The sequence below is a fragment of the Nocardioides sp. GCM10028917 genome (assembly GCF_042666175.1).
Taxonomy (GTDB): Bacteria; Actinomycetota; Actinomycetes; order Propionibacteriales; family Nocardioidaceae; genus Nocardioides.
In genome coordinates, this window is record NZ_JBHTFL010000007.1 from 1022150 (window position 1) to 1048262 (window position 26113).

Here is a 26113-nt window from a genome sequence, read left to right on the forward strand (position 1 = left end):
TGATCAGTCCTCGTAGAGGTCGCTGGAGTGGTCGACCGACGAGTCGTCGGGCACCTCGTCGTCGATGTCGTCGGGGTCCCTCGCGTCGGCGGGCCGGTCCCAGCTCTCGGCGAGCTGCTGGGCGCGGGCAGCGAGCCGCTCGACCTGCTCGGGGTTCGCGTCGCCCGCGCCGACCGCGACGCCGAGGAGGTAGGCGGTGATGGGCGCGGCGGTCTTCTGCACGTTCTGCGCGGCCACGCGGGCCAGGTCGAGGACGAGGCCCTCGTCGACCTCGGTCTCGACGTCGAGCACGTCGGCGAGCTCGTCGATCCAGTCGTGGAGGTTCACGAAGCCAATGTCTCGCAACCCACCCGGGTGCGGCAAGGGAGCCGGCGTCAGGGGCGCAGGTCCCGCAGGTCGGCCCACGAGTCGACGTCGACGGCCTCCTCGCCGGTCGCCGGCACCTCGGCGAGGTCGAGGGGCGCCAGCAGGCGGTGGAGCGCCATCCCGTGCTGTCCCTCGAGGTCGGGTCGTACGACGTCGAGGCGGGCCGCGTCGAGCACCCCGGCCAGCTGGCGCCGGCCGTCGGCGTCCACCAGGAACGCCCCGTCCCGGCCGGCCGCCGCCTCGCGCAGGCGCCGCATCGTCGACGCGGTCACGCGCGGCATGTCCACCGCCAGCACGCCGACGAGTCGCGGTGCACGCAGGAACGCGTCGACGCCGGTGAGCAGCCCGGCCACCGGCCCTCCGCGGGGCGGGTCCTCGACCGCGAAGGTCACCGGCCGCGCGGTCCGCACGGGGTCCGGTCCGACGACCACGACCTCGTCGGCGTCGAGGAACGCGTCGACGGCGTACTCCAGCAGCGTCCGGCCGGCCAGCTCGACGGACGCCTTGTCGACCCCGTCCATCCGAGCGGCGGTGCCGCCGGCGAGCACCACGCCGCCGAAGCCGGCGGCGGTGAGGTCGAGGTCCATGCCGGCATCCTCGCAGCCGCCCTCGTGCCGGGCCGCAGCCGCCGCGTGGCCGCTCTACGCTGGTGGCATGGACCCCACCCCACGGCGGACCCACCAGCTGCGCGTGCGCGTCCACCAGTGGGCGAGCGGGCTCGATCCCGACGACAACCGCGCCCGCCTCGCCGAGGTGGCGCCGGGGGCCGACCTGGTCGTCCTGCCGGAGGCCTTCGCCCGCGACTTCGGCCAGGCCGGGTCCGACGTCAGCCCCTTCGCCGAGCCGGTCGACGGCCCGTTCGCCCGCGAGGTGGCCCGCGTGGCGGACGCGACCTCGTCCACCGTGGTGGCCGGGATGTTCGAGGTCGCCGACGACCCCGACCGGCCCTTCAACACCCTCGTGGCCGGCGGGCCCACGCCCGCGACGTACCGCAAGATCCACCTCTACGACTCCTTCGGCTACCGCGAGTCCGACCGCCTGACCGGCGGCGCGGTCGAGCCGGTGGTCGTCGACGTGGCGGGCTGGCAGGTGGGGCTGATGACCTGCTACGACCTGCGGTTCCCCGAGCTCGCGCGGCGCCTGGTCGACGCCGGGGCCGAGGTCCTCGTCGTGCCGGCGGCGTGGCTGCCCGGAGACCGCAAGGTCGCGCACTGGCTCACCCTGCTCGCCGCCCGGGCCATCGAGAACACCTGCTTCGTCGTCGGCGCCGGGCAGCCCGAGCCCCGCTACGTCGGTCACTCCGCGGTGATCGGCCCGCTCGGTGACGTGCTCGCCGAGGCCGGCGGCTCCGAGCAGGTCATCGACGCCGTCCTCGACCGTGCCGACCTCGACGAGGCCCGCCGCACCAATCCGTCGCTGGCCAACCGTCGGCTGTAACCTCCTCCGTCGTGCCTTCCTCCTCCGACAGCCCCCGCGGGTCCTCCCGCGGGAAGCGGGCTGCCGAGCGCCCGCCCTCGCGGCTGCGGCTGAAGCGGAAGGCGCACCCGCCCGAGGCGGCCCCGCCGCCGGTGCCGGACGAGACGACTCCCGCGCCGGCCGCCACGACGCGTATGCCGGTGACGGAGCCGACGGCCGCCCCGACGTCCGCCCCGACCCCGGAGCCGGCTTACGAGCCGGCCCCCGAGCAGAGCCCCGAGCCGACCGCCGAGCCCGGCGCCGCATCCGCGGCGTCCCCCCGTGCCGCCGACGCGACCGAGCAGACCGAGCCCACCGAGCGGGACGAGACGGTCCCCGACGGCCCGCGGCGGTCGCTGCTCGCCTTCTGGTTCGGTGTCCTGCTCCTCGGCGCGGCAGCCCTGGGCTGGTCGGCCCTGAGCGGCGCGTTGAGCGACATCCCGGCCGTGGCTGACACCGGCACGGCGCCCGGGTGGGTCGACGGCGTCGGCGCGGCCGCTGTCGTCACCGCGCTGTCGTGGCTTTTGGCCACGCGGACCGCGGGCCGCGCGCTGGTCTCCGCCGGCCTCGCGCTGGTCCTCGCCGTGGCCAGCCTCCTCGTGGGCGGCCGGGTGCTCCCGACGGGCGCGGCGGTGATGACTTGCGTGGTCGGCAGCGTCTACGCCGTCATGGTGACCGTGCCGGCGGTCACCGGCTGGAAGGCGATGCGAGAGGCGCTGATCGCCGCGCTGGTCGCCGCCGTCACCGCCTTCGCCGCGGTGGGTTTCGAGCCCACGGTCGCGATCGAGCGCTTCGAGATCGTCTCCCTGCTCCTCGCCCTCGTCCTGGTGCTCGCGATCGTCTACCGCCTCGGCGCCGGCCTGCACGGCCTCGGGCGCCGCGGGATGATCGTCGTGGCCATCGGCCTCGGCGTCCTCTTCGCGACGCTGGCGTACGCCGAGCTGCTGCGGCGCTACGGCGCCCAGAGCTTCGTGTCGTCGGTCCTCGACTTCGCCGACTGGACCTCGGCCCGCATCGGCGCGTTCCCGCGACCGCTCGTGGTCCTGCTCGGGATCCCGGCGCTGGTGTGGGGCACCCACGTGCGCGCCCGCCGGCGCCAGGGCTGGTGGTTCTGCGCGTTCGGCGTCGCCGCCACGGTGCCGCTGGCGACGGGGCTCGTCTCGCCGGACACCTCCTACCTCGAGGCCGGCCTGCGGGCGGCGTACTCCCTCGTCCTGGGCCTGCTCATCGGCTGGCTGGTGATCCGCGCCGACCTGGCCCTGACCGGGCCGAAGGGGCGCGGCGGACGCCGTGCCGAGGAGGCCGGACCGCACCGACCCGAGCCGCGCCGCTTCGCCGAGCTGTGACCCCGGCTGCCGGTCGGCGCCGCGATCAGCGGCTACGCCCGGGTAACCGATAGCGTCGGGGCCATGGCCCGCCCCACCTCCCTCGAGATCGTCTCCGAGCTGGTCGCCAACGTCCTCACCATCGAGGTGGCCGAGGGTGACCGCGTCGAGGCCGGCGACACCGTCGTGCTGCTGGAGTCGATGAAGATGGAGATCCCGATGCTCGCCGAGCGCGCCGGCACCGTCACCGCGATCAAGGTGACCGAGGGTGACGTCGTGCAGGACGGCGACGTCCTCGTCGTGCTGGACTGACCACCCTCGGCCACCCTCCGGGGTGGGCCGGAGCCCTACGCTCCAGCCATGACTCGCGAACGCGCCCGGGCGGTGCACCTGGTCGTGGCCGTCGTCGCCTGGTTCGCGCTGGTCTTCCAGCTGGTGCTCGTGGTCTCCGGCGAGGCGATCCTGGTCGACGAGGACCCGCCCGGTCTGGTGGCTCGGACCTACCGCTACTTCGCCTACTTCACGATCCAGAGCAACGTCCTGGTCGCGATCACGTCGACCGTGCTCGCCCGCGACCCGGTCGAGGACCGGCTCGGCTGGCGGGCCGCCCGACTGGCCGGGGTCGTCGGCATCACGGTCACCGCGCTCGTCTACTTCACGCTGCTGCGCGGACTGCTGGAGCTCGACGGGGCCAACTGGCTGGCTGACCTGCTGCTCCACCAGGTCGTGCCGGTGCTCGCCCTGGCCGCCTGGGCGGTCGCGGGACCGCGCCCCAGGATCGGCCGACGCGAGACGGCGTACGCCCTCGCCTGGCCGGTGGCCTGGCTGTGCTGGACGCTCGTGATCGGCCAGGTCGACGGCTGGGTGCCCTACCCGTTCCTGGACGCCGGCGACGAGGGCTGGGGAGCGGTCGGGATCGCCTGTGCCGGCATCACGATCCTCTTCCTCCTGCTGTTCGCGCTCTACGGGTGGCTCGACCGACGACTGCGCCCGGCGCCTCGCTAGTGTCGGGGAGATGGAATTCCGATACCTCGGCAACAGCGGACTCAAGATCTCCGAGATCACCTACGGCAACTGGCTCACGCACGGCTCACAGGTCGAGAACGACGTCGCCACGCAGTGCGTGCGCGCCGCGCTCGACGAGGGGATCTCGACGTTCGACACCGCGGACGTGTACGCCAACACCGCAGCGGAGACCGTGCTCGGTGAGGCCCTCAAGGGCGAGCGGCGCGAGTCCCTGGAGATCTTCACGAAGGTCTACTGGCCGACCGGCCCGAAGGGCAAGAACGACACCGGCCTGTCGCGCAAGCACATCATGGAGTCGATCAACGGCTCGCTGCAGCGGCTGCAGACCGACTACGTCGACCTCTACCAGGCGCACCGCTACGACGTGGAGACCCCGCTCGAGGAGACGATGCAGGCCTTCGCCGACATCGTCCGGCAGGGCAAGGCGCTCTACATCGGCGTCAGCGAGTGGACCGCCGACCAGATCCGCGCCGGCGTCGAGCTGTCGAGGGAGCTCGGCTTCCAGCTGATCTCCAGCCAGCCGCAGTACTCCATGCTCTGGCGCGTCATCGAGGACGAGGTCGTGCCGACGTCGAAGGAGCTCGGCGTCTCGCAGATCGTGTGGAGCCCGATCGCGCAGGGCGTTCTGTCCGGCAAGTACAAGCCCGGCCAGGCGCCGCCCGAGGGCTCGCGCGCCACCGACACCAAGGGCGGCGCCGACATGATCTCGCGCTTCATGCGCGACGAGGTGCTCACCGCCGTGCAGGACCTCGAGCCGGTCGCCCAGGACTGCGGCCTCACGATGGCCCAGCTCGCCATCGCCTGGGTGCTGCAGAACGACAACGTCGCCGCCGCCCTCGTCGGGGCCTCCCGCCCCGAGCAGGTCGCCGACAACGTCAAGGCCGCCGGCGTGAGGCTCGACGCGGACGTGATGTCCCGCATCGACGACGCCCTCGGCTCCGTCGTCGTACGCGACCCAGCGAAGACCGCCGAGGGGACGCCCAAGACCCGCGCCGTCTGACGCGCTTTTCCCGACCATCCCGCCGGGGCGGACCCGGGCGAAGAACTGCGGCCGCGCGTCACGTCCGAGGCGTCTCGGCATGTCGCGTCGCCGCAGTTCTCGTGCTGAGCGTCGGGTGGTGGAGCGGGCTCAGCGGCGCCGGTCGGCCCAGGCAGTTCTTGCGACGCGCCGGATCAGACCGCGACCCGGGTCACCCGGTAGCGCACGAAGGCGGGCACGGCGAGCGCCGCGAGGACCGTGCCGATGATCACGAGAACCCCGCCGCCCGCGGCCGCGACGGCGGCGCCGGTCACCGCGGCGGTCGCGCCGTGGAGGACGTCGGCGACGCGCGGGCCGCCGGCGACCACGACGATGAAGATGCCCTGCAGCCGCCCGCGCACGGAGTCGTCGGCCGCGGCCTGCAGCATCGACGTACGGAAGGCGGCGGACGCCATGTCGGCGGCGCCTCCGACCGCCAGCATCAGCACCGCGATGCCGAGGAACAGGGCCGGGGCGAGGGGCGCGAGCATGGCAGCGACCCCGAAGCCGACCATCGCCACGCCCCACACCAGGATCGACACGATCACCGCCAGTCCCTGCCGCTCGACACGCGACACCCAGCCGGACAGGACGCCACCCACGACCGCGCCGGCCGGGATCGCCGCGAAGAGCAGCGCGAAGGCGACGCCGCCCTCGTTGGGCCCGCTGAAGGCGACGTCGGCGAGCTCGGGGAACAGCGCCCGCGGCATGCCGAAGACCATGGCGATGATGTCGACGACGAACGACATCATCAGCACCGGTTGCGTGCGCAGGTAGCGGAAGCCGTCGATGACCGCCCCGATCCCCGGCGTCACGGTGACGCCCAGGACCGGCAGCGGTGGGAGGCGTACGACGGCGCCGAGGGTCGCGAACAGCGTGATCGTGTCGAGCAGGTAGAGCCACGAGAAGCCCATCAGCGGGATGAGCGCGCCGCCGACCAGCGGCCCCGCGATGCCGCCGGCCTGCATGACGGTCATGTTGAGCGAGTTCGCCGCGGGCAGGAGCTCCTGGTCGAGGATGCGTGGCAGCAGCGCCGACCGGGTGGGCTGGTTGACCGCGAAGAACGCCTGCTGGACCGCGAAGAGGGACAGCAGCAGCCACACGTCCTCGGCGCCGAGAGCGGCCTGGAGCCAGAAGCCGGTGCTCGTCGCGATCAGCCCGCACGTGGTGATCAGCAGCAGGGTCCGGCGGTCGAAGACGTCGGCCAGCGCGCCACCCCACAACCCGAAGACCACCAGCGGGACGAGGCCGAAGATGCCGGTCAGCCCGACGTACGCCGACGAGCCGGTCATCGCGTAGATCTGGGCGGGCACCGCCACGACGGTCAGCTGCGCTCCGACGACCGTGACGATGTTGGCGCGCCAGAGGCGCTTGAAGTGCGGGTTGGCGAGGGGGCGCGTGTCCGCCAGCAGTCGCCTGTCCACCGGCGCAGGCTAGGTCACGGTGTCAGCGGTGTCGGCGCCGGATGGCCTAGCATCGTCGGGTGGCGATGAGATCGGAGGCGACCGGCCTGGCGGCCGAGGCGGCCCTGTTCCACGCCCTGTCCGACCCGTCGCGGCTGCTGATCGTGCGGCACCTGTCGTTGGGCGAGCACCGCGTGGTCGACCTCACCGCACACCTCGGGCTGGCGCAGAGCACGGTGTCGAAGCACCTGGCCTGCCTGAAGGACTGCGGCCTGGTGGCCTCGCGTCCCGAGGGCCGGGCGTCGGTGTGGTCGCTGACCCGCCGCGAGGAGCTGCTCGAGGTGGTCGCGACCGCCGAGCGCCTGCTCGCGCTCACGGGGGTCGGCCCGGAGCACCACTACGAGGAGCGGCACCCGTGAGCCTGGATCCGGGCTGACCCGCGGTCCTCAGAGCAGCGAGGACCAGTAGGACCAGAAGCGCTCGAGGATGAGCAGCACGACCACCAGGTAGGTGCCGAAGACCAGCGGCCCCCGCCAGTCGCGCAGGACGTCCGCCAACCGTCCGTCCGGATCGACCCCGAGCGCACCCGCGGCGACGTTGCGCGCCGTGACGTACCAGAAGAGCGGGATGACGACCGCCCACACGACCATGCAGTAGGGGCACAGGGCACCGATGCGGTAGAGGCTCTGGAAGACCAGCCAGCAGATGAACGCGAAGGCCGTGGTCACCCCCGCCTGCAGCCCGAGCCAGTACCACCGTGCCAGCCGGGCGCCGGCGAGCAGTGCCGCGCCCGTCGCGACGACCACCGGGAAGGCCGCGACACCGATGATCGGGTTGGGGAAGCCGAGCAGGGCCGCCTGCGCCGACTCCATCACGTTGCCGCAGCTGAGGACCGGGTTGATGCTGCAGGTCGGCACGTAGTCGCTGTCCTCGGCGAGCCGGATCCGCTCGATGAGCAGCACGGCCGAGGCCACGAGGCCGATGAGCCCGCCCACCAGCAGTCCGATCGCGAGAGGACGCTCCTGCTGCTCGTGGCCGACGGCAGGGTGGTCGACCGTGGAAGAGGTGCTCATGGCGGGGCGTCTCCTGGGTGCGGGGCGGGTCGGGCCCATCTTCCGGCATCCCCCAACCGCAGCGGTCGACCGGGTTTGACCCGGCATCGCCGATTGGCGATGATGTGGGCGGACGACGATGGAGGTACGCCATGGGTGCGGGACACGGGCACGGGCACGCAGGCGCCCGGCACAGGTGGCGGCTCGCGGTCGCCTTCGGCCTCGTCGCCGGCTTCTTCGGCGTCGAGCTCACTGTCGGCCTGGCGACCGGATCGCTCGCACTGGTCTCCGACGCGGGCCACATGGCCGCGGACGTGGTGGCGCTCGGCGCCGCGCTCGTCGCCACGAAGATCGCCACCCGCCCGGACGGCACGGGCCGCCGCACCTACGGCTCCTACCGGGCCGAGGTGTTCGCCTCCGGCCTGACCGTCCTGATCATGCTGGGGGTCTCGGTCTACGTCGTCGTCGAGGCCGTACGCCGCATCGGCGAGGCCGTCGAGGTCTCCCCGGGCCCGCTCCTGGTGGTCGGAGCGACCGGGCTGGTCGTCAACCTGGTCTGCCTGGTCCTGCTGCGCGGCGGCGCCTCGGAGTCGATCAACGTCAAGGGCGCCTACCTCGAGGTGATGGCCGACGCGGCGGGCAGCGTCGGCGTCCTCGCGGCCGGGCTCCTCGTCCGCCTCACGGGTGACGGGTGGTGGGACACCGTCGTCGCCGTGGCGATCGGCGTCTTCGTGGCCGTCCGGGCGCTCGTGCTCGGCCGTGAGGTGCTGGCCGTGCTCGGCCAGCACGCGCCCCACGACGTCGACCTCGAGGCCGTCGTCCGCGACCTCGAAGCAGTCTCCGGTGTGGCCGAGGTCCACGACCTCCACGCCTGGACGCTGACGTCGGGCATGAACGTCGCGACCGCGCACCTCGTCCTGCGGGTGGGTGCCGACGCGCAGGTCGTGCTCGCCGCGGCCGGCGCCTCGCTCCGTGAGGGCCACGGCATCGAGCACGCGACCCTGCAGGTCGAGGCCCTGCCCGCCCAGGAGTGCCACGCGGCCACCTGGTGAGCCTGCCGGACGCTGGGCGTCCTCGCGGCTGGGCGCCCGCGACGGCTGCCAGGTGAGGTCCGTCGGGTGCCGGCTGACAGGATCGTCGCCATGGCACCCGAGCGCGAGACGCCGTACGGGCTGTCCGCCTGGGCGGCGGCCGTCCTGGTCTTCGGCTCCTCGGCGGCCGTCCTGGTCGTCGAGCTCGTGGCGCTGCGACTGCTCGCGCCCCACTACGGGCTGACGCTCGAGACCAACACGCTCGTCATCGGGCTGGCCCTGACCGCCATCGCCGCGGGCACGTGGGCCGGCGGGTGGACCGCGGACCGGGTCGCGCCGCGCCCGCTGCTCGGGCCGCTGCTCGGCATCTCCGGCGCGGCCGTGGCGCTCACTCCGGCCGTGGTCCGCGGTGCCGCTGCCACGGGCTCCCCCGGCCTGCTGCTGCTCGCGGCCACCCTCTCGATCCTGGTCCCCGGCGTGCTGCTCTCGGCCGTGACGCCGGTCGTGATCAAGCTCCGGCTGACGAGCCTCGCCGAGACCGGCACCGTCGTCGGACACCTCTCGGGCATCGGCACGGTGGGGGCCATCGTCGGCACGGTCGTCACGGGCTTCGTGCTCGTGTCGCGGGTCCCGGTGAGCGGGATCCTCGTGGGCCTCGGCGTGCTGCTCCTGGTGGCGTCGGTCCTGGTGCAGGTGGCGGGCCGGCGCGGTCGCGGCGACGCGGTGCTGGCATTGGTCGTGGCGCTGGCCGGGGTCGGGGCGGCCGCGGCACCGAGCGGCTGCGACGTCGAGACGACCTATCACTGCCTCGCGGTCAGCGTCGATCCCGAGCGGTCCGCCGGACGGGTGCTGGTGCTGGACGGCCTGCGGCACTCCTACGTCGACCTCGAGGACCCGACCCACCTCGAGTTCGCCTACGTGCAGGCGATGGCGACGGTCATCGACACGGCCTTCCTCGTCGGCGAGCCGCTGGACGGCTACCACCTCGGCGCCGGCGGGCTCACGCTGCCGCGCTGGCTGTCGGAGGTTCGGCCGGGCAGCACGAGTCGCGTCTCCGAGATCGACGCCGGGGTGGTCGAGGCGGACCTCCGGCTGCTCGGCGGAGAGCTGCCGCCAGGTGTCGAGGTGAGCGTCGAGGACGGTCGCCTGGCGATCGACGACCTCGAAGCCGGCAGCCTCGACCTCGTCGTGGGCGACGCCTTCGGCGGCATCAGCGTGCCGTGGCACCTCGCCACCCGCGAGGCGCTCGAGGGCCTCGAGGCGAGCCTCGGGGAGGACGGGGTCTACGTCGCCAACGTCATCGACCACGACCCGTACGACTTCGCACGCGCCTACGTGCGCACGGCCGGCGAGGTCTTCGACGAGGTCGCGCTCCTCGCCGCCCCGGACGTCCTGGCCGGCCGCGACGGCGGCAACATGGTGGTGGTCGCCTCGCGCGAGCCGGTGGACCTCGAGGTGGTTGAGGAGGAGCTCGCCGCGCGCGGTACGGACTGGGGGTCGCTGGCCGGCGCCGAGCTGGCCGCGTGGGCGGACGGGGCTCCGGTCCTCACCGACGACTTCGCGCCCGTCGACCAGCTGCTGACGCCGTACGGCCGCTGAGCGCTCAGAGGTCCTCGGGCAGCGTCCTCTCGGCGACGTAGGGCACGACGTCGGCGATCGAGTCGACGACCTTGGTCGGTCGGTAGGGGAAGTCCTGCACCTGGTGCCGCTCGGTGGCGCCGGTCGCCACCAGGACGGTGCGCATGCCGGCCTCGAGGCCGCTGATGATGTCGGTGTCCATCCGGTCGCCGATCATCACCGTGGTCTCGGAGTGGGCGTCGATGCGGTTGAGCGCGCTGCGCATCATCAGCGGGTTGGGCTTGCCGATGAAGTACGGCTGGCGTCCCGTCGCGGTGCTGATGAGGGCCGCGACCGACCCCGTCGCCGGCAGCATGCCCTGGGCGCTCGGTCCGCTCGGGTCCGGGTTGGTGGCGATGAAGCGCGCGCCGTCGTTGATCAGCCGGATCGCGCGCGTGATCGCCTCGAACGAGTACGTGCGGGTCTCCCCGAGCACGACGTAGTCGGGGTCCTGGTCGGTCATGACGTAGCCGATGTCGTGCACCGCGGCGGTGAGCCCCGTCTCGCCCACGACGTACGCCGAGCCGCCCGGGCGCTGGTCGTCGAGGAACTGCGCGGTCGCCAGTGCCGACGTCCAGATCGACTCCTCCGGCACGTCGATCCCGCTGCTGCGGAGCAGGCGCACCCGCAGGTCGCGCGGGGTGAAGATCGAGTTGTTGGTGAGCACCAGGAACGGGACGCCCTGCTCGCGCAGCGCGCTGATGAACTCCTTCGCGCCCGGGATCGGGTCCTCCTCGCGCACGAGGACGCCGTCCATGTCGGTGAGCCAGGTGTGGACGGCGCGGGGTTCGGTCACGGGGCCATTGTGGTCCACCGCGTCACGGTGCGGCGTGCGCGCCCACATGGACGGGGTGGCTGCGCTCGAGCTTGGCGCCCTCGACGTCGACGTCGGGCAGGATCCGGTCCAGCCAGCGCGGCAGCCACCACGCCTTCTCGCCGATGAGGTGCATCGCGGCCGGGATGAGGAGCATCCGTACGACGAAGGCGTCGAGGAGCACGCCGAAGGCCAGGCCGAAACCGATCGGCTTGATCGTCGCGTCGTGGCTGAAGATGAACCCGGCGAACACCGAGATCATGATGATCGCCGCAGCCGTCACGACCGAGCGCCCGGCGCGCAGCCCGTGCTGCACCGCGACCCGCGCCGGGGCGCCGTGGGCGTACGCCTCACGCATCCCGGACACCAGGAACAGCTGGTAGTCCATCGCCAGGCCGAAGAGGATGCCGGTCGCGATGATCGGCAGGAAGCTCAGCACCGGTCCCGGAGCGTGGACCCCGAACAGGTCGGAGAGGAAGCCGATCTGGAAGATCGCGGTGATGCCGCCGAAGGCCGCGAGCAGCGACAGCACGAAGCCGAGCGTCGCGGTGAGGGGCACCAGGATCGATCGGAACACCAGCACCAGGATCAGCAGGGAGAGCCCGACGACCAGCGCGAGGTAGGTGGGCAGCACGTCGGAGAGCTGCTCGGAGATGTCGATGCCCGCACTGGCGTTGCCGGCGACGCCGAGGGTGGCCTCCCCTCCGGAGGCCGTCGTCGGGGTCAGCGTCCGGAGGTTGTGGACCAGCTCTGCGGTCGACTCGCTCGACGGTGAACCGTTCGGGATGACCTGGAAGGCCAGCGCCGTACGGTCCTTCGACGCGCCGATCGGCACGACCGCGTCGACGTCCCAGACCCGGCCGAGCTGCTCGCCCACGGCTGCCTGCTCGGCGACGACGTCGTCCTCGGCGACCGCGCCGGGAAGGTCGGCGACGACCAGCAGCGGACCGTTGGACCCCTCGCCGAACTTCTCCGCCTGCACCTCGTGGGCCAGGTAGCCGGGAGAGTCCGGAGGCTGGGTCGAGCCGTCCGGGAGCCCGAGTCGCATCTGCGTCGCGGGTGCGGCCACCACGAGCAGGCCGGCGACGCCGAGCCCGAGGACGGTCCACGCGCGGGTGGTGCTCATCGGCCGGTCGCGGTCGGTGATCTCCTCGTCGTGCGTCCGCTCGCCTGCGGACAGCCGGTCGCGCTCTCGGCGACGCAGGATGCGCACGCCGACGAGCGAGAGGATCGCGGGGGTGAGGGTGACGGCCATCAGGATGGCGACGAGGACGGCGGCGGCACCGACGGAGCCCATGAGGCCGAGGAACCCGACCCCGGTGACGTTGAGGGCGAGCAGCGCGACCATGACGGTGACGCCGGCGAAGACGACGGCGTTGCCGGAGGTGCCGTTCGCCAGGCCGATGGACTCGTGGAGCTCCGCGCCCTGCATCAGCTGGCGCCGGTGCCGGTTGATGATGAAGAGCGAGTAGTCGATGCCGACGGCCAGACCCAGCATCACGCCGAGCACCGGCGTCACGGAGACGAACTCCACGAGTCCCGAGAACGACAGCGAGGCCAGCGATGCGACCGCGACCCCGAGGAGCGCGGTGACGAGCGGGAGTGCGGCGCCGATCACCGTCCCGAGCATGACGAACAGGACGATCGCGGCGATCACCACTCCGGCGATCTCGCCCGGGCCGAGGATCGACGGGACCGTCTGCGCGATGTCCTGCGAGGGATGGAGGGCGACCCCGTCGATGTCGGCGTCCGCGACGAGGTCCTCGATCTCCGTCTTCACCTCGGCGGTGACCTCGTTGGTGGAGACGTCGAAGGTGACGTTGGCGACCGCGGCGTTGCCGTCCGCCGACACGGTGCGGAAGGCGGACGACAGCTCGGAGAGCGTCTCGCCCCGCTCGAGCTGGGGTGCCTGCTCGTCGACCTTCGCCTGCTGCCGGTCCAGCTCGGCCTGTCCGTCGTCGAGCTGCTGCTCGGCGGCCTCGAGCTGCGGGCGGATGGCGGCCAGGGTGCCGTCCTCACGTGCCTGTGCGCGCTGCTGCGCCAGTGCCTGACGACCGGCGTCGATCTGTGCCTGGCCCGCGCGGAGCTGGGTCAGGCCGTCGTTCAGCTGCCGGCGGCCGTCGGCCACCTGCTCCGCGGACGAGTCCAGCTGGTCCTGGGTGGCGAACGGGTCGGAGACGTCGGCGACGGACTCGACGTCCGCAACCCGGTCGAACAGCGCGAGCAGCTCACGCTGCTGCTCGGCGGTGAACGCGGAGCCGTCGGTGGTCTCGGCGACGATCGCACCGTTGCCGCCACCCGTTCCCTCGAACTCGTCCTCCAGCTGCTGGGAGACCCTGGTCGTGGGGGTGTCCGGCAGCGAGATCGACGACGACAGGGCGCCGGCGAAGGACAGGTAGGTCACCACGGTGACGGCCAGGACCGCCAGCCAGGCGCCGATGACGGCCCAGTGACGGCGGGCCGCGAAGCGACCGATGCGGTAGAGGAGCTCAGCCATGGCGGCGGCGTGCCTTTCGTTGGTTCGGACGTCAGGTGGGGTCAGTCGGGTGCGAGTCGGGCTGGTCAGCCGGGGTGGCGGATGCGGAGCCGCAGCAGGACGCGGTCGAGCAGCGCGTCCCAGTCGTCGCGCGCCTCGGGGGGCACGTCCGGTGCCAGGTCGGGGTGCTGCTCCAGCCAGAGGCCGGCGATGGTCACGATCCCGCTGAAGAGCAGCGCGAGGCCGATCTCGAGGTCGACCGGGTCGAGGCCCGGCGCTCGGTGGACGAGCTGCTGGCGGAGGCGGCCGCCGACGTGGTCGAAGGCGGTCCGGGAGATGCCCTGCGCTCGCTCGTCCCCGACCTCGGGGGAGCCGAGGACCCGGTGGATCGTCGCGATCGCGGTGGGCAGGTCGACGCCGCGGGTGGCCTCGGCCACCGAGTCGAGCGCGGCCGGACCGCCGGCCCCGCCCGCAGGGAGGTCGGCCGTACGCCGCTCGACCTCGTCGAGCAGGTCCACCGTGGCCTCGGCGAGGATCTGCTCGCAGACCGCCACCAGCAGCTGGTCGAGCCCTGCGACGTGGTTGAAGACCGTCCGCCGCGACACCCCCGCGCGCGAGGCGACCTGCTCGACGGTGAACCCGTCGGCGCCGTGCTCGGTCGCCAGCGTCCGGGCGGCCTCGAGGATGGCGTGGCGCCGTTCCTCGCGCAGCGCGCTGCGGCCGTCGGTGGGCGGGGTGGTGGTCACGCAGCCATTGTTGCACTCAGTGCAAATAGTGCCGCATCGACGACCAGGGTCAGGGGAAATGATCTACGGCACGGCCCCTGCGAGGGCCGTGCCGCAGTCGCGCTGGTGATGCGTGGCTCCACCGCCGCTGGGGGGACCGGATGCCGGCGGGAGGACGACGTCCGGGGACGGTGACGAGCGCGACGGAACGCGACCGTCGTACCCAACCGGAGATGGGACGGGCCCGGTCACGACCCATGACGCAGCTCTGGTGGAGAATCCTGCCGAGCGGTCAGCCGGCCTCCGCCACCGTGGCGGGGCGCGTCGAGCTGCGGACGCGGTCCACCAGGTCGGCGAGGGCGAACGGCTTGGGCAGGACGTCGTCGGCGCCCGCACCCAGGCAGGCGGCGACGTGGTCGGGCCCGGCGTGGCCGGAGGTCACCACGACGGCGCCGAGGAACCCGTCCTCACGCAACGACGCCGTGGCCTCGAGGCCGTCCATGTCGGGCAGGCCGCGATCCATCACGACGACATCGACGGCGCTGCGGCTGACGGTCGTTCGTGCGTCGGCGCCGGTGTCGACGGTGAGGACGTCGAACCCGGCCCGTCCGATCGCGAGGGCCATCACCTGTGCCAGGTCGGGCTCGTCCTCGACGATCAGCACGGTGGTGGGCACGGCGCTACCGTACAAGCGAAGTACACGAAACATCCACAGAACGGTGAAGATCTCGTCACGTGGGGCGAACCTCCGCGCGCCTCCGGTCTCAGGCGGGGTCGGTGACGTCCGCGACCCGGGCGTGGAGATGGGCGATGACGTCGTCCGCGGCGAGCGTCGCAGCGACCCCGTGGGCGCCCGCGCCGATCGAGACGGTGCGGCCGACGAGGCGCTCGTCGGCGACGACGGGCAGCGCGGTCCGCGACCCGAACGGTGTGATGGTGCCGCGCTCGTAGCCGCTCACCTCGCGCGCGGCCTCGGCCGCCGGCATCGACATGCGGTTGACGCCGAGGAGCGCGCGCAGCCTGGGCCAGGCGATCTCTCGGTCGCCCGGCACCAGGACGAACAGGTGGTCGCCCTCCCCGCGTCGCACGACCATCGTCTTCACGATGGCCGACGGCTCGACCCCGCGCGCGGCGGCGGCCTCTGCGAGCGAGCCCACGCGTCCGTGCCGGGTGACCTCGTGCGCGATGCCCGACGCTGCCAGGGCCCGGAGCGCGGGGTTGTCGTCGTCCACCCACCGAGCGTACGACGCGGCGCCCGACCCCTGGGACGACGATCGGGCCGGTCCGCGAGGAACCGGCCCGATCGGCTGGCGGTGGCGGTGGGATTTGAACCCACGGTGGGTTTGACCCCACACATCATTTCGAGTGATGCACCTTCGGCCGCTCGGACACGCCACCGCGCCGAACGTTACCGGAGGGGACGCGCGAGCCGGAAACCGGCGGCGGTCCACCGGCCGGTCACCCGTCGGTCCGCCCGGCACTGGACCAGTCATGGTGCAGCCATGGCCAGCGGCGGCGTACGGCGGTAACTTTCGGCGCACGCCCGCGCTCGCGCCGAGCCCGGGCGGGAAGGAGGGACCGTGGCCGCCGTCCGTCGTGTCCGGGACCTCGCCCGCGCCGCCCTGCCCCGGAGCGTGGGGGAGCGCCTCCCCGCCGCGCCGCCGCAGGAGGTCACCGAGCTGCTCCACGACAAGCGCTTCCAGCGCGCCGTCGCCGCCGCGGCCCACGAGCAGGGTCGGGACGAGGAGGAGGTCTGGTCGGAGGTCAAGGGCTACCTCCACGAGATGGCCGCCGCCCACGACGACCGCACCGCGCAGGGGTGGGCGCGGATGGGCGAGTGGTTCCTGAGGGCGTACGACGTCCTGGTGGACGAGGACGACATGCAGGAGCTGCGGCGCCTCGACCGCTCGCACAGCCTGGCGCTGGCGTTCAGCCACCGGTCCTACCTCGACGGGATGGTCATCCCGAACGCCCTGTCGTCGCGGCGCTTCTCGCCGACCTACACCTTCGGCGGCGCCAACCTGAACCTGCCGATCATCGGGACGGTGGCCAGCCGCACCGGCCTCATCTTCATCCGGCGGGCGACCCAGGAGATCCCGGTCTACCGCCTCGCGCTGCGGTCCTACATCCGGCAGATGGTCAGCAACAAGCGCAACCTCGCCTGGTCGATCGAGGGTGGCCGCACCCGCACCGGCAAGCTGCGCCCGCCGGTCCACGGCATCCTGAAGTACCTCACCGACGCGGTGCAGGGCGACGCTGACGGTGACCCGTTCGACCAGGACGCCCCCGACGTGCAGGTGGTGCCGCTGTCGGTGGTCTACGACCAGCTGCACGAGGTGTCGCTGATGACGGAGGAGTCGCGCGGAGCCAGCAAGACGCCGGAGGACTGGCGCTGGCTGGTGCGCTTCGCGCGGCTGCAGCGCAACCGGCTCGGCCGGGCCTACCTGACCGTCGGCGAGCCGTTCTCGCTGCGGGAGCGGATGGCCGAGCTGGCCGCCGAGGGCGTCACCGGCCACCAGGCCGTCGAGCGGGTCGCCCTCGACATCTCCCACCGGCTCAACCGTGCAACGCCGGTCACCACCACGGCGATCGTCTCGCTCGCCCTCCTCGGCGCCGACCGCGCGCTGACGGTCGACGAGGTCCTCGACACCGTCGAGCCGCTCGCCACCTACATCGACGCGCGCCGATGGCCCGTCGCGGGTGCCGCCGACCTCCGCGACCGCTCGACCATCCGTCGGGCGCTCGCCGAGCTGACCCGCAGCGGGGTGCTGACGGCGTACGACCGTGGCACCGAGCCGGTGTGGAAGATCGGCGACGACCAGCACCTGGTCGCCGCGTTCTACCGCAACACCGCCATCCACATCCTCGTCGAGCGCGCCATCGGCGAGCTCGCGCTGCTCACGGTGAGCGAGCTCGAGCCCGGTGCGGAGCTGCCGCCCGGTGGCGAGCTGCAGGTGGGTTGGGAGGAGGCGAAGCGGATGCGCGACCTGCTGAAGTTCGAGTTCTTCTTCCCCTCCCGCGCCGGCTTCGAGGACGACCTGCGCACCGAGCTGCAGCTGCTGGTCGGCGAGGGTGTCACCGAGATGTCGCCGGTCAAGGCGCGCGAGCTGCTCGTCGGTGCCCGCCCCCACCTCGCCCACCTCGTGCTGCGGCCCTTCCTGGACGCCTACCTCGTCGTCGCGGACCGGCTGGCCGACCGCGGGGACGGCCCGGTGGACGAGGCCGACCTGCTCGCCGACTCCCTGGCCGTCGGCCAGCAGTGGGCGTTGCAGCGACGGGTGGCCAGCGAGGAGTCCGTCTCGCTCGAGCTGTTCCGCACCGCCCTGGCGCTCGCCCGCCACAAGGGCCTCCTCGAGGGGGGCGAGGGCGTGGGATCTGCGCGCGAGGCGTTCGCCGTCGAGCTGCGCGACTCCGTGCGCCGGGTGAACATCATCGGCGAGATCGCCGGCGAGACGATCCCCGTCGCCCGCCCCCAGCCCCAGCCCCAGCCGGTGCCCGATCCCCGGCAGGAGCGCGCGTGAGCGGACTGTCCACCGCGGTCAGCGACGCCATCGCGGCCATCGAGGCCGGACCCCAGGGGCCCTCGGTCGGGGCGTTCTTCGACCTCGACGGCACGCTCGTCGCCGGCTACACCGCAGCCACCTTCTACGGCGACCGGCTCAAGGGCCGCGACGTCTCGCCGGCGGAGTTCCTGCGCACCGTCGTCACGGCTGTGGACGGCGAGCTCGGCGGCGACCCGACCCGCATCGCCCATGTGGCCTTCTCGGCCATGCGGGGCGAGTCGGAGGAGGCCTTCGCCGACCTCGGTGAGCGGCTCTTCCGGTCCAAGATCGCCGGCACCATCCGGCGCGAGTCCCGCGCACTCGTGCTCGCTCACCAGCGGGCCGGCCACACCGTCGCCGTCGCGTCGGCGGCCACGAAGTACCAGATCGCCCCCGTCGCCCGCGACCTGGGCGTCGAGCACCTGGTGTGCACCCGGCTGGTCGTGGAGGACGGTCAGTTCACCGGCGCCACCGACGGGCCCATGCTGTGGGGCCGTCACAAGGCCAGCGGCGTCCGGGCCTTCGCGCGCGAGCACGCGGTCGACCTCGCGCAGTCCTACGGCTACGGCAACGGCTACGAGGACGTCGCCTTCCTGTCCTCCGTCGGCCACCCCACCGCGCTCAACCCCCACCGCGACCTGCGCGCCGCGGCCGCGCGACTCGGCTGGCCCGCCCTCGACCTCAGCGACCCGGTCGGCGGCTCGCTGCTCGCCGCCGGACGTACGGCGGTGGCGCTCGCCGGCATGAACGCCGGGGTCGGCCTCGGCCTGGCCTACGGGCTCGCGCGCGGCGACCTGCGCGAGGGCCGCAACGCCGCGATCCGCCTCGCCACCCACCTGCCCATGGCGCTGGCGGGCGTGTCGATGGACGTGCTCCACCAGGAGCGGCTGTGGACCCACCGCCCCGCCATCTTCGTCGCCAACCACCAGAGCTCGCTCGACATCCCGGTCCTCGGTCGACTCCTCGAGCGCGACTTCACGATCGTGGCCAAGAAGGAGGCGCGCTGGGACCCGCGGGCCGTCGTCGGGTCGGTCGTCATCGATCCCGCGTGGATCGACCGCTCCGACTCGGAGTCCGCCCGCGCGACGCTCGACGGGGTCGTCGACCGGATCCGCTCCGGCACCTCGCTGATGATCTTCCCGGAGGGCACCCGCTCGGCGACGCCGGTGCTCGGGCCGTTCCGCAAGGGCGCCTTCCACCTCGCGGCACAGGCCGGCGTACCCGTCGTGCCGGTCGTGCTGCGCAACACCGGCGAGCTGATGCGACGCAGCTCGCTGGTGCTCAACCCCGGCGTCGTGGACGTGTGCGTGCTGGAGCCCGAGACCGACTGGAGCGTGGACGACATGAGCGAGCGCATCGCGGCGCTGCGCACGAAGTTCGAGCAGACCCTCGCGAGGTGGCCTTCATGACCGACGCCGACGAGGACGTCGAGCGCTGGTCGGGCGCGGCGGGGTGGTCCGCCGCGCCCGAGCTGACGTCGATGCAGACGCTGCTGTGGCGTGCCGAGCGCCACCCGGTGCAGTCCTCGACCTCGACCGTCGTGATCGACCTGGACCGGGCGCCTGACTGGGACCGCCTCGTCGCCGCGACCGAGTGGGGCACCCGGCTCGTACGCCGCCTGCGCCAGCGCGTCGTCGAGCCCGTCGTGCCGACCGCCGCACCGACGTGGGCCGACGACCCGACCTTCGACCTCGCCTACCACCTGCGACGCGAGCAGGTCGCGAGCCGCGAGGCAATGCTCCTCCACGCGGCCCAGATCGCGCTGCGACCCTTCGACCGCACCCGCCCGCTGTGGGAGGGCGTGCTCTTCGAGGGCATGCCCGACGGGGCGGCGTACGTCCTCAAGATCCACCACGCGCTCGCCGATCCGCTCGGCACGGTCCAGCTGCTGTCGATGCTCCAGTCGGGGCAGCGCGCCCACACGCCGCGCAAGCCGCTGGGCGAGGAGGTCGTTGGGCCGGTGGAGCCCGATCCGGTCGGCCTGGCCGTCACCGGGTTCCGCGCCGACGTCGCCTCGCTGCCCCAGACCGCGCGGGCGACCGTCCGTCGCGTCGGGCACGCGGCGACGCGGCCGCAGGTGGTCGTGGGCTCGGCCCTGCGCTACGGCGCGTCCGTGCGACGGCTGCTCACCCAGGCCGCACCGCCCTCGCCGGAGCTGTCGCCGCGCACCGGGCGCATGTGGTCGTTCCTCACCCTCGACGCGCCCCTCGAGCCGCTCCGGGCGGTCGCCCGGCTCGGCGGCGGCACCCTCGACGACGCCGCCGTGGCGCTGGTCCTGGGCGGGCTGCGGCGCTACCACGCCCGCCGCGACAGCTCGGTCGCCGAGATCCCGGTCGGGGTGCGCGTCTCGCTCGACCGGGCCGACGACCTCGGCAACCGCTTCGCCGGAGCGCTGATCTCGGGCCCCCTCTCCATCGAGGACCCCGTCGACCGGGTCGCCGCTGTGCGGGGCGAGGTGCTCTCGCTGCACACGGAGCGGGCCCTCGAGGTGCTGGAGGCCGCGGCCCCCCTGCTGAACCGGATGCCGTCCTTCGTGGGGGCGTCCGCCCTGCGCACCGCCGAGGCGCCCGACGCCTTCGTGCTCACGCTGCCCGGGCCGCCGCGCCAGCGCTACATGGCCGGCGCCGAGGTGCAGGGGATGTACGTCCTGGGGCCGCTGCCCGGCGCCGCGCTGACCGTCTGCCTGGTGACCTGCGGCGACACCGCCTGCCTCGGCGTCAACGTCGACGCGAGCGCGGTCGCCGACCTGGCGGGGCTGCGCGAGTGCCTGGCGGAGGGTGTCGAGGAGATGGTGGCCGCGGCCCGCTGACCAGCGGTGCGTGAGGAGGGTTCTCGGGCTGCTGAATCCCCCTCAGCCACCGCCCGGTCGACCAGCGGTGCGTGAGGAGGGTTCTCGGCCTTCCGAATACTCCTCAGCCACCGCTCGGGGACGTGGTCGGGCCGATGTAGCAGAGCATCCGGTAGTCGACCCCGTCCTCGATGTTGACGAAACCGTGCCGCTCGTAGAAGCGGCGGGTGTCGACGTCCACCTCGTCGACGTTGATGTGCATCTCGGGCGACCCGAGGTCCTGGGCGATCCGGCGACACAGGGCGAGTACCTGCGTCCCGATGCCGCCCGAGCGGAGGGTGGGCACGACGTAGAGCTCCTCGAGCTGCGAGACGGGGCCGTCGAACCAGATGGCCGGCCGGAGGCTCACCAGGGCGAACCCCACCGCCTCGCCGCCGTCCTCGGCGAGGACAGCCAGGATCTCGGGCAGCTCGAGGATCCGGGCGAACCGCTCGGCCAGCACGTCGGCGGCGTCGGTCTCGGTGTCGAACTCGGTGTTGAAGTCCCACAGCAACCGGCCCAGGACGGCCGCGTCCTCAGGGGTCGCGCGGCGGACGGTGCTCATGTCCTCACGCTCACCTCCCCGTCCCCGGTATCTAGGGACGAAGTAGTAGGTGAAACGGCCTGCCGACCTACCAGATCGTCCCTAGATACCCCGGCGGCGGGCGCTCGGTGTCGCGCGAAGAAGTCGTCCAGGAGGGCGGTCGACTCGGCGGCCAGCACCCCGGCCACCACCTCGGGACGGTGGTTGAGCCGGCGGTCGCGCACGACGTCCCACAGCGAGCCCACGGCGCCCAGCTTGTCGTCGTACGCCCCGAAGACGAGGCGGTCGACCCGGGCGAGCACGACGGCGCCGGCACACATCGTGCAGGGCTCGAGCGTGACGACGAGCGTGCAGCCGGAAAGCCGCCACTCGCCGCGGGCGGCTGCGGCGGCGCGGAGGGCGACGACCTCCGCGTGGCCGGTGGGGTCGTGGTGGAGCTCGCGGGTGTTGTGGCCCCTGCCGACGACCGTGCCCGACGCGTCGAGGACGACGGCGCCGACCGGTACGTCGTCCGCCGCCAGCGCAGCCTGCGCCTCGGTCAGGGCCAGGCGCATCGCGTCGTCCCAGGGGCCGCTCGGCGTCATGCTGACGTGAGGCCGACCGCGTCGTCGAAGAGCTCGCCGAAGCCGAGGCGGCGGGCGATCTCGGAGAGCATCTCGTCAGGGTAGAGCTCGACGTCGTCGAGGAGCGCGCCGAGGTCGATGGCGTGGAGACCGAGGTCGTCGAGCAGGCCGAGGTCGCCGGCCGGCACCTCGATGTCGTCGTCCTCCGGAGGCGGCAGGCCAAGGAAGTCGATCACCGACTGGGCGAGCTCCCACTCGTCGGCGGCGGTGACGTCGGAGAGCAGCACGCGCGTGCTCGCACCGGAGACGCGGACGAGCACGAAGAAGTCCTCGTCGACGGCGACCATGCCCACGGCGCCGTCCTCGCGCGCGACCTGGCGGAGGGCGTGGCTGAGGGAATCCACGGAGTCGTAGGCGGGCGAGGCGATCTCCCGCACCTGCCACGCCCCGTCGTCGCGGAACGCAGCCAGCGCGAAGTCGACCTCGCCGGACTGCTCGGACATCCCCACACCTCCCTCGTCCAGTCCCTCGTCGGTCCCTCCTCCAATGTCGCAGAAAGGATGGGGACCGCCAACCCTCTCCGGCGTCTCGATCGGCGAGCGGCCTCCCCACTAGGGTGACCCCCATGCGCCTGCACGTGGTGAACCACCCGCTCGTCTCCCACAAGCTCACCGTCCTGCGCGACGAGGGCACGGACTCGCCGACGTTCCGTCGGCTGACCGACGAGCTGGTGACCCTGCTGGCCTACGAGGCGACCCGCGAGGTCCGCGTCGACCCGCGGCCGATCACGACGCCCGTCGGCCCGACGACCGGCGTCTACCTTGCCCAGCCCAAGCCGATGGTCGTCCCGATCCTGCGCGCCGGGCTCGGCATGCTCGACGGCATGATGCGGCTGCTCCCCACGGCCGAGGTCGGCTTCCTCGGCATGGTCCGCAACGAGGAGACGCTCGAGGCCTCGACCTACGCCGAGCGCCTTCCCGAGGACCTGTCGGGCCGCCAGTGCTACGTGCTCGACCCGATGCTCGCGACGGGCGGCACGCTGGCCGCGGCCGTCCGCTTCCTCACGGACCGGGGCGCCGACGACATCACCGCGATCTGCCTGCTGGCGGCGCCCGAGGGCGTCGACAACCTCGAGAAGGCCCTCGACGGGCACGAGGTGCCGGTCACGGTCGTGACCGCGGCGCTCGACGAGAAGCTCAACGACAAGGGCTACATCGTGCCCGGCCTCGGCGACGCCGGCGACCGGCTCTACGGCGTCGCGCACTGACCGACACCGGTCCTCAGAGGTCGACGACCAGGGCGCGGTGGTCGGAGAGCGGAAGCTCCACCACCCGTCCCTCGCCCGGCGGGAGGTCACCGTCGGCCAGGACGTGGTCGAGCTGCTCGCGAGGGGTGTGGGCAGGGAAGGTCAGGCCCGACACGAGCGGTCGCATGCGGGAGATGCGCGACGCCCGGGCGGGCCCCATGTTGAGGTCGCCCATCAGCACGAACGGCCGGTCGGCACCGGACAGCGAGTCACGCACACGTGCGAGCTGGCGTCCGTTCCACCACTCGACGAACGTCAGGTGCGCGTTGGCGACCGTGACGATGCCCGAGGGCGTCTCGACGGTGGCGGCGACCGCCACGCGCGGCTCGTCGCGAACCAGCTCGGGCCGTCTCGACCCCCTGAACTTCATCGGGAAGCGCACCGGCACCGGGGCGAGCCGGACGGTGTGCCACGCGTGGACGGGGAACCGCGACAGCAGCGCGATGCCGTACGCGGCGCTGTCGGGCTGCTCGTCCCCCACGGCCGCCATCCAGGTGGCGCCCGGGACGCCGCTGAGCGCCGCGACGAACCGGTGCTCCGGGGCGCCCATCGCCTCGGCGGCGAGCGCGGTGAGGTCGGCGTCCGACGAGCGGGACTGGTAGCGGTCCACCTCCTGCAGGGCCAGCACGTCGGCGTCGAGCGAGGAGATGGCCTCCGAGAAGCGGTCGAGGTCGACCCGGTCGTCGGACTGGGACCGACCGTGGAGGATGTTGAAGGTGGCCAGGCGCACGCGGTCCGGTGCCCGAGGTTGGTGAAGTCATGCGCAGTGGGTACCTGCTGGCATGACGCTTCCTCCGCCGCCCGCGTCGCAGGACGGCCTGCGCGAGGCGCTCAAGCGCGTCGCCGTGGTGCTCAAGGAGGGAGGAGTCCCCTTCGCGCTGACCGGCGGCTACGCCGTCTGGGCGCGAGGTGGTCCCGAGTCGGTCCACGACGTCGACTTCCTGATCGCGGCCGAGGACGCCGAGCGCGCCGCCGAGGTGCTCGAGGCAGGTGGCGTGGAGGTGGTGCACCCGCCGGAGGACTGGTTGTTCAAGGCGTACAGCGACGGAGCCATGGTCGACCTCATCCACCGCCACTCGGGCGGTCCCGCGTCGCGCGCGATCGTCGAGGACGCCGACGTGCTCGAGGTGCTCTCCGTCCAGATGCCGGTGCTCTCCGCCACCGAGGTGCTGGTGCAGAAGATGCTCGCCCTCGACGAGCACTACTGCGACTTCGCGGCGATGATCCCGGTCGTGCGGGCGTTGCGGGAGCAGGTCGACTTCGACCGGGTGCGGGAGGAGACGGCCGACAGCCCGTTCGCCGGGGCGCTGCTGTTCCTGCTCGAACGACTCGACGTGGTGCCACCGGCGTAGCCGCCTCGATGTGGTCCACGCCACACGGGACGCCGGTGCCGGACCGCGCCTGTTCGGTACGTTGACCCCGGCCAGTGCCCGGATCACCGTGTCCGGCTGCTGTCCCGCCATCGTCAAGCCACGTCCAGGAGGCAGCAGTGCGCATCGGCATCCCCCGTGAGTCCCGGCCCGGCGAGACGCTGGTCGCCGCGACGGCGAAGACGGCCTCCCAGCTCGCCGCGCTCAGGTACGACGTCGTGGTGGAGCAGGGCGCGGGCACAGCGGCCGACCAGCCCGACGTCGCCTTCACCGACGCCGGCGTGCGCGTCGTCCCGGCCGACGAGGTGTGGTCGAGCGACGTGGTGGTCAAGGTCAACGCCCCCAGCGACGCGGAGATCGGGCGGCTGCGCCCGGGCGCCACGGTCATCAGCCTGATGGCGCCCGCCCGCAGCCCCGAGCTGGTCGAGCGCCTCAGCGCGGCCGGGGTCACGGCGCTGGCGATGGACGCCGTGCCGCGGATCTCGCGGGCCCAGTCGATGGACGTGCTGTCGTCGATGGCCAACGTCGCCGGCTACCGCGCGGTGATCGAGGCCGCGCACGAGTTCGGCCGGCTCTTCACCGGCCAGGTCACCGCGGCGGGCAAGGTCCCCCCGGCCCGCGTCTTCGTGGTCGGCGCCGGCGTCGCCGGGCTCGCTGCCATCGGGGCGGCCGGCTCCCTGGGCGCGATCGTGCGCGCGTTCGACGTACGCCCCGAGGTCGCCGAGCAGGTCGAGTCGATGGGTGCGCAGTTCGTCAGGGTCGAGATGGAGCAGGAGGTCTCCTCCGACGGCTACGCCAAGGAGATGACCGCCGAGCAGGAGGCCGCGACCGCCGCGATGTACGACGAGGAGGCGCGCGCCGCCGACATCGTCATCACCACCGCGCTGATCCCCGGTCGGCCCGCCCCGCTGCTCGTCACCGCGGACACGGTCGCCGCGATGCGTCCCGGCTCCGTGATCGTCGACATGGCCTCGGCCAACGGCGGCAACGTCGCTGCCACGGTGACCGACGAGCGCGTCGTCACCGCCAACGGCGTCACCGTCCTCGGCTACACCGACCTCGCCGGCCGGCTCGCCGCGCAGACCAGCCAGCTCTACGGCACCAACGTCGTCAACCTGCTCAAGCTGCTGACCCCCGAGAAGGACGGCGTCCTCACCCTCGACATGGACGACGTCGTGCAGCGGGGCATCACCGTGACGCGCGACGGCGGGATCATGTGGCCGCCTCCGCCCGTGCAGGTGTCGGCCGCGCCGGCCGAGGCGACGCAGGTGCTGCCGGTCGAGAAGGCGCCACCGACACCACCTGACCCCCGTCGCAGGTTGTACGCCGCCGGGTTGGCCGCCGTGGTCTTCCTCGCGCTCGCGACCCTGGCGCCGCCGAGCTTCCTGCCGAGCCTGACCGTCTTCGTGCTCGCCGTCGTCATCGGCTTCTACGTCATCGGCAACGTGCACCACGCGCTGCACACCCCGCTGATGAGCGTGACGAACGCGATCAGCGGGATCATCGTGGTCGGCGCGATCCTCCAGGCCCCGGTCGACAACATCGCGGTCCAGGTGATCGCCGGGGTGGCCATCCTGCTCGCCAGCATCAACGTCTTCGGTGGCTTCCTCGTCACCCGGCGGATGCTCAACATGTTCCAGAAGGGCTGAGCCA

At 72.9% G+C, this 26113-nt stretch carries 26 protein-coding genes, 1 tRNA gene and 1 pseudogene; 14 read left to right on the plus strand and 14 right to left on the minus strand.

Features of this window, described 5'->3' with window-relative positions:
• Positions 1-3: 3 nt before the first annotated feature.
• The gene (locus tag ACFQW6_RS14285) at positions 4-327 is read right to left on the minus strand and encodes a DUF6457 domain-containing protein (protein ID WP_378546374.1); all 324 of its coding nucleotides are present in this window, start codon (positions 325-327) and stop codon (positions 4-6) included.
• A 47-nt stretch (positions 328-374) separates the two neighbouring features.
• Complete coding sequence (locus tag ACFQW6_RS14290; protein ID WP_378546377.1) at positions 375-953, minus strand: molybdenum cofactor guanylyltransferase; 579 nt, start codon at positions 951-953, stop codon at positions 375-377.
• Positions 954-1020: 67 nt separating this feature from the next.
• Between ACFQW6_RS14290 and ACFQW6_RS14295 the strand changes: the two genes are divergently transcribed.
• From ACFQW6_RS14295 to ACFQW6_RS14315, 5 genes are all read left to right on the plus strand, one after another.
• The gene (locus tag ACFQW6_RS14295) at positions 1021-1803 is read left to right on the plus strand and encodes a carbon-nitrogen hydrolase family protein (protein ID WP_378546380.1); all 783 of its coding nucleotides are present in this window, start codon (positions 1021-1023) and stop codon (positions 1801-1803) included.
• Between the two features lie 11 nt (positions 1804-1814).
• Entirely contained in the window at positions 1815-3167 is a 1353-nt protein-coding gene (locus ACFQW6_RS14300; protein ID WP_378546382.1) for a hypothetical protein, read from the plus strand.
• 63 nt (positions 3168-3230) lie between these two features.
• A complete protein-coding gene (locus tag ACFQW6_RS14305; RefSeq protein WP_191193921.1) occupies positions 3231-3458 on the plus strand; it encodes a biotin/lipoyl-binding carrier protein in 228 nt (75 codons plus the stop codon).
• 48 nt (positions 3459-3506) lie between these two features.
• Positions 3507-4151 (plus strand): Pr6Pr family membrane protein, encoded by a 645-nt coding sequence (locus ACFQW6_RS14310; protein WP_378546385.1) that lies wholly within the window; start codon positions 3507-3509, stop codon positions 4149-4151.
• Between the two features lie 10 nt (positions 4152-4161).
• Complete coding sequence (locus tag ACFQW6_RS14315) at positions 4162-5172, plus strand: aldo/keto reductase family protein (protein ID WP_378546387.1); 1011 nt, start codon at positions 4162-4164, stop codon at positions 5170-5172.
• Between the two features lie 173 nt (positions 5173-5345).
• Here ACFQW6_RS14315 and ACFQW6_RS14320 read toward each other — a convergent pair whose 3' ends face one another.
• Positions 5346-6614: an MFS transporter gene (locus ACFQW6_RS14320; RefSeq protein ID WP_378546390.1), complete on the minus strand. Its 1269-nt coding sequence runs from the start codon at positions 6612-6614 to the stop codon at positions 5346-5348.
• Positions 6615-6679: 65 nt separating this feature from the next.
• Here ACFQW6_RS14320 and ACFQW6_RS14325 point away from each other — a divergent pair, with 65 nt between their 5' ends.
• Positions 6680-7012, plus strand: coding sequence for a helix-turn-helix transcriptional regulator (locus ACFQW6_RS14325; protein ID WP_300054216.1), 333 nt, complete (start codon positions 6680-6682; stop codon positions 7010-7012).
• Between the two features lie 27 nt (positions 7013-7039).
• Here ACFQW6_RS14325 and ACFQW6_RS14330 read toward each other — a convergent pair whose 3' ends face one another.
• The gene (locus ACFQW6_RS14330) at positions 7040-7666 is read right to left on the minus strand and encodes a vitamin K epoxide reductase family protein (RefSeq protein WP_378546393.1); all 627 of its coding nucleotides are present in this window, start codon (positions 7664-7666) and stop codon (positions 7040-7042) included.
• Between the two features lie 131 nt (positions 7667-7797).
• Here ACFQW6_RS14330 and ACFQW6_RS14335 point away from each other — a divergent pair, with 131 nt between their 5' ends.
• Both ACFQW6_RS14335 and ACFQW6_RS14340 read left to right on the plus strand, forming a co-directional pair.
• Complete coding sequence (locus ACFQW6_RS14335; protein WP_378546396.1) at positions 7798-8697, plus strand: cation diffusion facilitator family transporter; 900 nt, start codon at positions 7798-7800, stop codon at positions 8695-8697.
• Between the two features lie 90 nt (positions 8698-8787).
• On the plus strand, positions 8788-10275 hold the full coding sequence (locus tag ACFQW6_RS14340) for a fused MFS/spermidine synthase (RefSeq protein WP_378546399.1): 1488 nt from the start codon (positions 8788-8790) through the stop codon (positions 10273-10275).
• A gap of 4 nt (positions 10276-10279) precedes the next feature.
• Here ACFQW6_RS14340 and ACFQW6_RS14345 read toward each other — a convergent pair whose 3' ends face one another.
• From ACFQW6_RS14345 to ACFQW6_RS14370, 6 genes are all read right to left on the minus strand, one after another.
• Positions 10280-11137, minus strand: a complete 858-nt coding sequence (locus ACFQW6_RS14345; protein WP_378546402.1) for an HAD-IIA family hydrolase — start codon at positions 11135-11137, stop codon at positions 10280-10282.
• Entirely contained in the window at positions 11112-13604 is a 2493-nt protein-coding gene (locus ACFQW6_RS14350) for an MMPL family transporter (RefSeq protein WP_378546405.1), read from the minus strand. The genes ACFQW6_RS14345 and ACFQW6_RS14350 overlap by 26 nt, the downstream gene beginning before the upstream one ends.
• 65 nt (positions 13605-13669) lie before the next feature.
• The gene (locus ACFQW6_RS14355) at positions 13670-14293 is read right to left on the minus strand and encodes a TetR/AcrR family transcriptional regulator (RefSeq protein WP_378547576.1); all 624 of its coding nucleotides are present in this window, start codon (positions 14291-14293) and stop codon (positions 13670-13672) included.
• A 307-nt stretch (positions 14294-14600) separates the two neighbouring features.
• Positions 14601-14984 carry a response regulator transcription factor gene (locus ACFQW6_RS14360; protein ID WP_378546408.1) on the minus strand — a complete coding sequence of 128 codons (384 nt, stop codon included), beginning with the start codon at positions 14982-14984 and terminating at the stop codon, positions 14601-14603.
• A gap of 88 nt (positions 14985-15072) precedes the next feature.
• The gene (locus tag ACFQW6_RS14365) at positions 15073-15540 is read right to left on the minus strand and encodes an aminoacyl-tRNA deacylase (RefSeq protein ID WP_378546411.1); all 468 of its coding nucleotides are present in this window, start codon (positions 15538-15540) and stop codon (positions 15073-15075) included.
• A gap of 76 nt (positions 15541-15616) precedes the next feature.
• Positions 15617-15706 (minus strand) — tRNA-Ser (locus ACFQW6_RS14370).
• A gap of 182 nt (positions 15707-15888) precedes the next feature.
• On the opposite strand from ACFQW6_RS14370, the gene ACFQW6_RS14375 reads away from it, so the two are divergent.
• Genes ACFQW6_RS14375 through ACFQW6_RS14385 form a run of 3 tightly spaced genes read left to right on the plus strand, consistent with a single transcriptional unit; the run spans position 15889 to position 20659 of the window.
• Positions 15889-17829, plus strand: coding sequence for a lysophospholipid acyltransferase (locus ACFQW6_RS14375; protein WP_378546414.1), 1941 nt, complete (start codon positions 15889-15891; stop codon positions 17827-17829).
• Complete coding sequence (locus tag ACFQW6_RS14380) at positions 17826-19259, plus strand: HAD-IB family hydrolase (RefSeq protein ID WP_378546416.1); 1434 nt, start codon at positions 17826-17828, stop codon at positions 19257-19259. The genes ACFQW6_RS14375 and ACFQW6_RS14380 overlap by 4 nt, the downstream gene beginning before the upstream one ends.
• Entirely contained in the window at positions 19256-20659 is a 1404-nt protein-coding gene (locus ACFQW6_RS14385) for a wax ester/triacylglycerol synthase domain-containing protein (RefSeq protein ID WP_378546419.1), read from the plus strand. Before ACFQW6_RS14380 ends, ACFQW6_RS14385 begins: the two co-directional genes overlap by 4 nt.
• Positions 20660-20762: 103 nt before the next feature.
• Here ACFQW6_RS14385 and ACFQW6_RS14390 read toward each other — a convergent pair whose 3' ends face one another.
• The 3 genes and pseudogenes from ACFQW6_RS14390 to ACFQW6_RS14400 form a co-directional block, all read right to left on the minus strand.
• Complete coding sequence (locus ACFQW6_RS14390) at positions 20763-21242, minus strand: GNAT family N-acetyltransferase (RefSeq protein WP_378546422.1); 480 nt, start codon at positions 21240-21242, stop codon at positions 20763-20765.
• Between the two features lie 104 nt (positions 21243-21346).
• Positions 21347-21775, minus strand: a pseudogene (gene tadA / locus ACFQW6_RS14395) (tRNA adenosine(34) deaminase TadA); the annotation flags it as partial.
• A gap of 26 nt (positions 21776-21801) precedes the next feature.
• Positions 21802-22287: a tRNA adenosine deaminase-associated protein gene (locus ACFQW6_RS14400; RefSeq protein ID WP_378546425.1), complete on the minus strand. Its 486-nt coding sequence runs from the start codon at positions 22285-22287 to the stop codon at positions 21802-21804.
• A gap of 122 nt (positions 22288-22409) precedes the next feature.
• On the opposite strand from ACFQW6_RS14400, the gene upp reads away from it, so the two are divergent.
• Positions 22410-23051 (plus strand): uracil phosphoribosyltransferase, encoded by a 642-nt coding sequence (upp, locus tag ACFQW6_RS14405; protein WP_378546428.1) that lies wholly within the window; start codon positions 22410-22412, stop codon positions 23049-23051.
• A 13-nt stretch (positions 23052-23064) separates the two neighbouring features.
• On the opposite strand, the gene ACFQW6_RS14410 is transcribed toward upp, so the two are convergent.
• Entirely contained in the window at positions 23065-23820 is a 756-nt protein-coding gene (locus tag ACFQW6_RS14410) for an endonuclease/exonuclease/phosphatase family protein (RefSeq protein WP_378546431.1), read from the minus strand.
• A gap of 52 nt (positions 23821-23872) precedes the next feature.
• On the opposite strand from ACFQW6_RS14410, the gene ACFQW6_RS14415 reads away from it, so the two are divergent.
• Complete coding sequence (locus ACFQW6_RS14415; RefSeq protein WP_378546434.1) at positions 23873-24442, plus strand: nucleotidyltransferase family protein; 570 nt, start codon at positions 23873-23875, stop codon at positions 24440-24442.
• A 137-nt stretch (positions 24443-24579) separates the two neighbouring features.
• On the plus strand, positions 24580-26109 hold the full coding sequence (locus ACFQW6_RS14420) for a Re/Si-specific NAD(P)(+) transhydrogenase subunit alpha (protein ID WP_378546437.1): 1530 nt from the start codon (positions 24580-24582) through the stop codon (positions 26107-26109).
• The last annotated feature ends 4 nt before the right edge of the window (positions 26110-26113 follow it).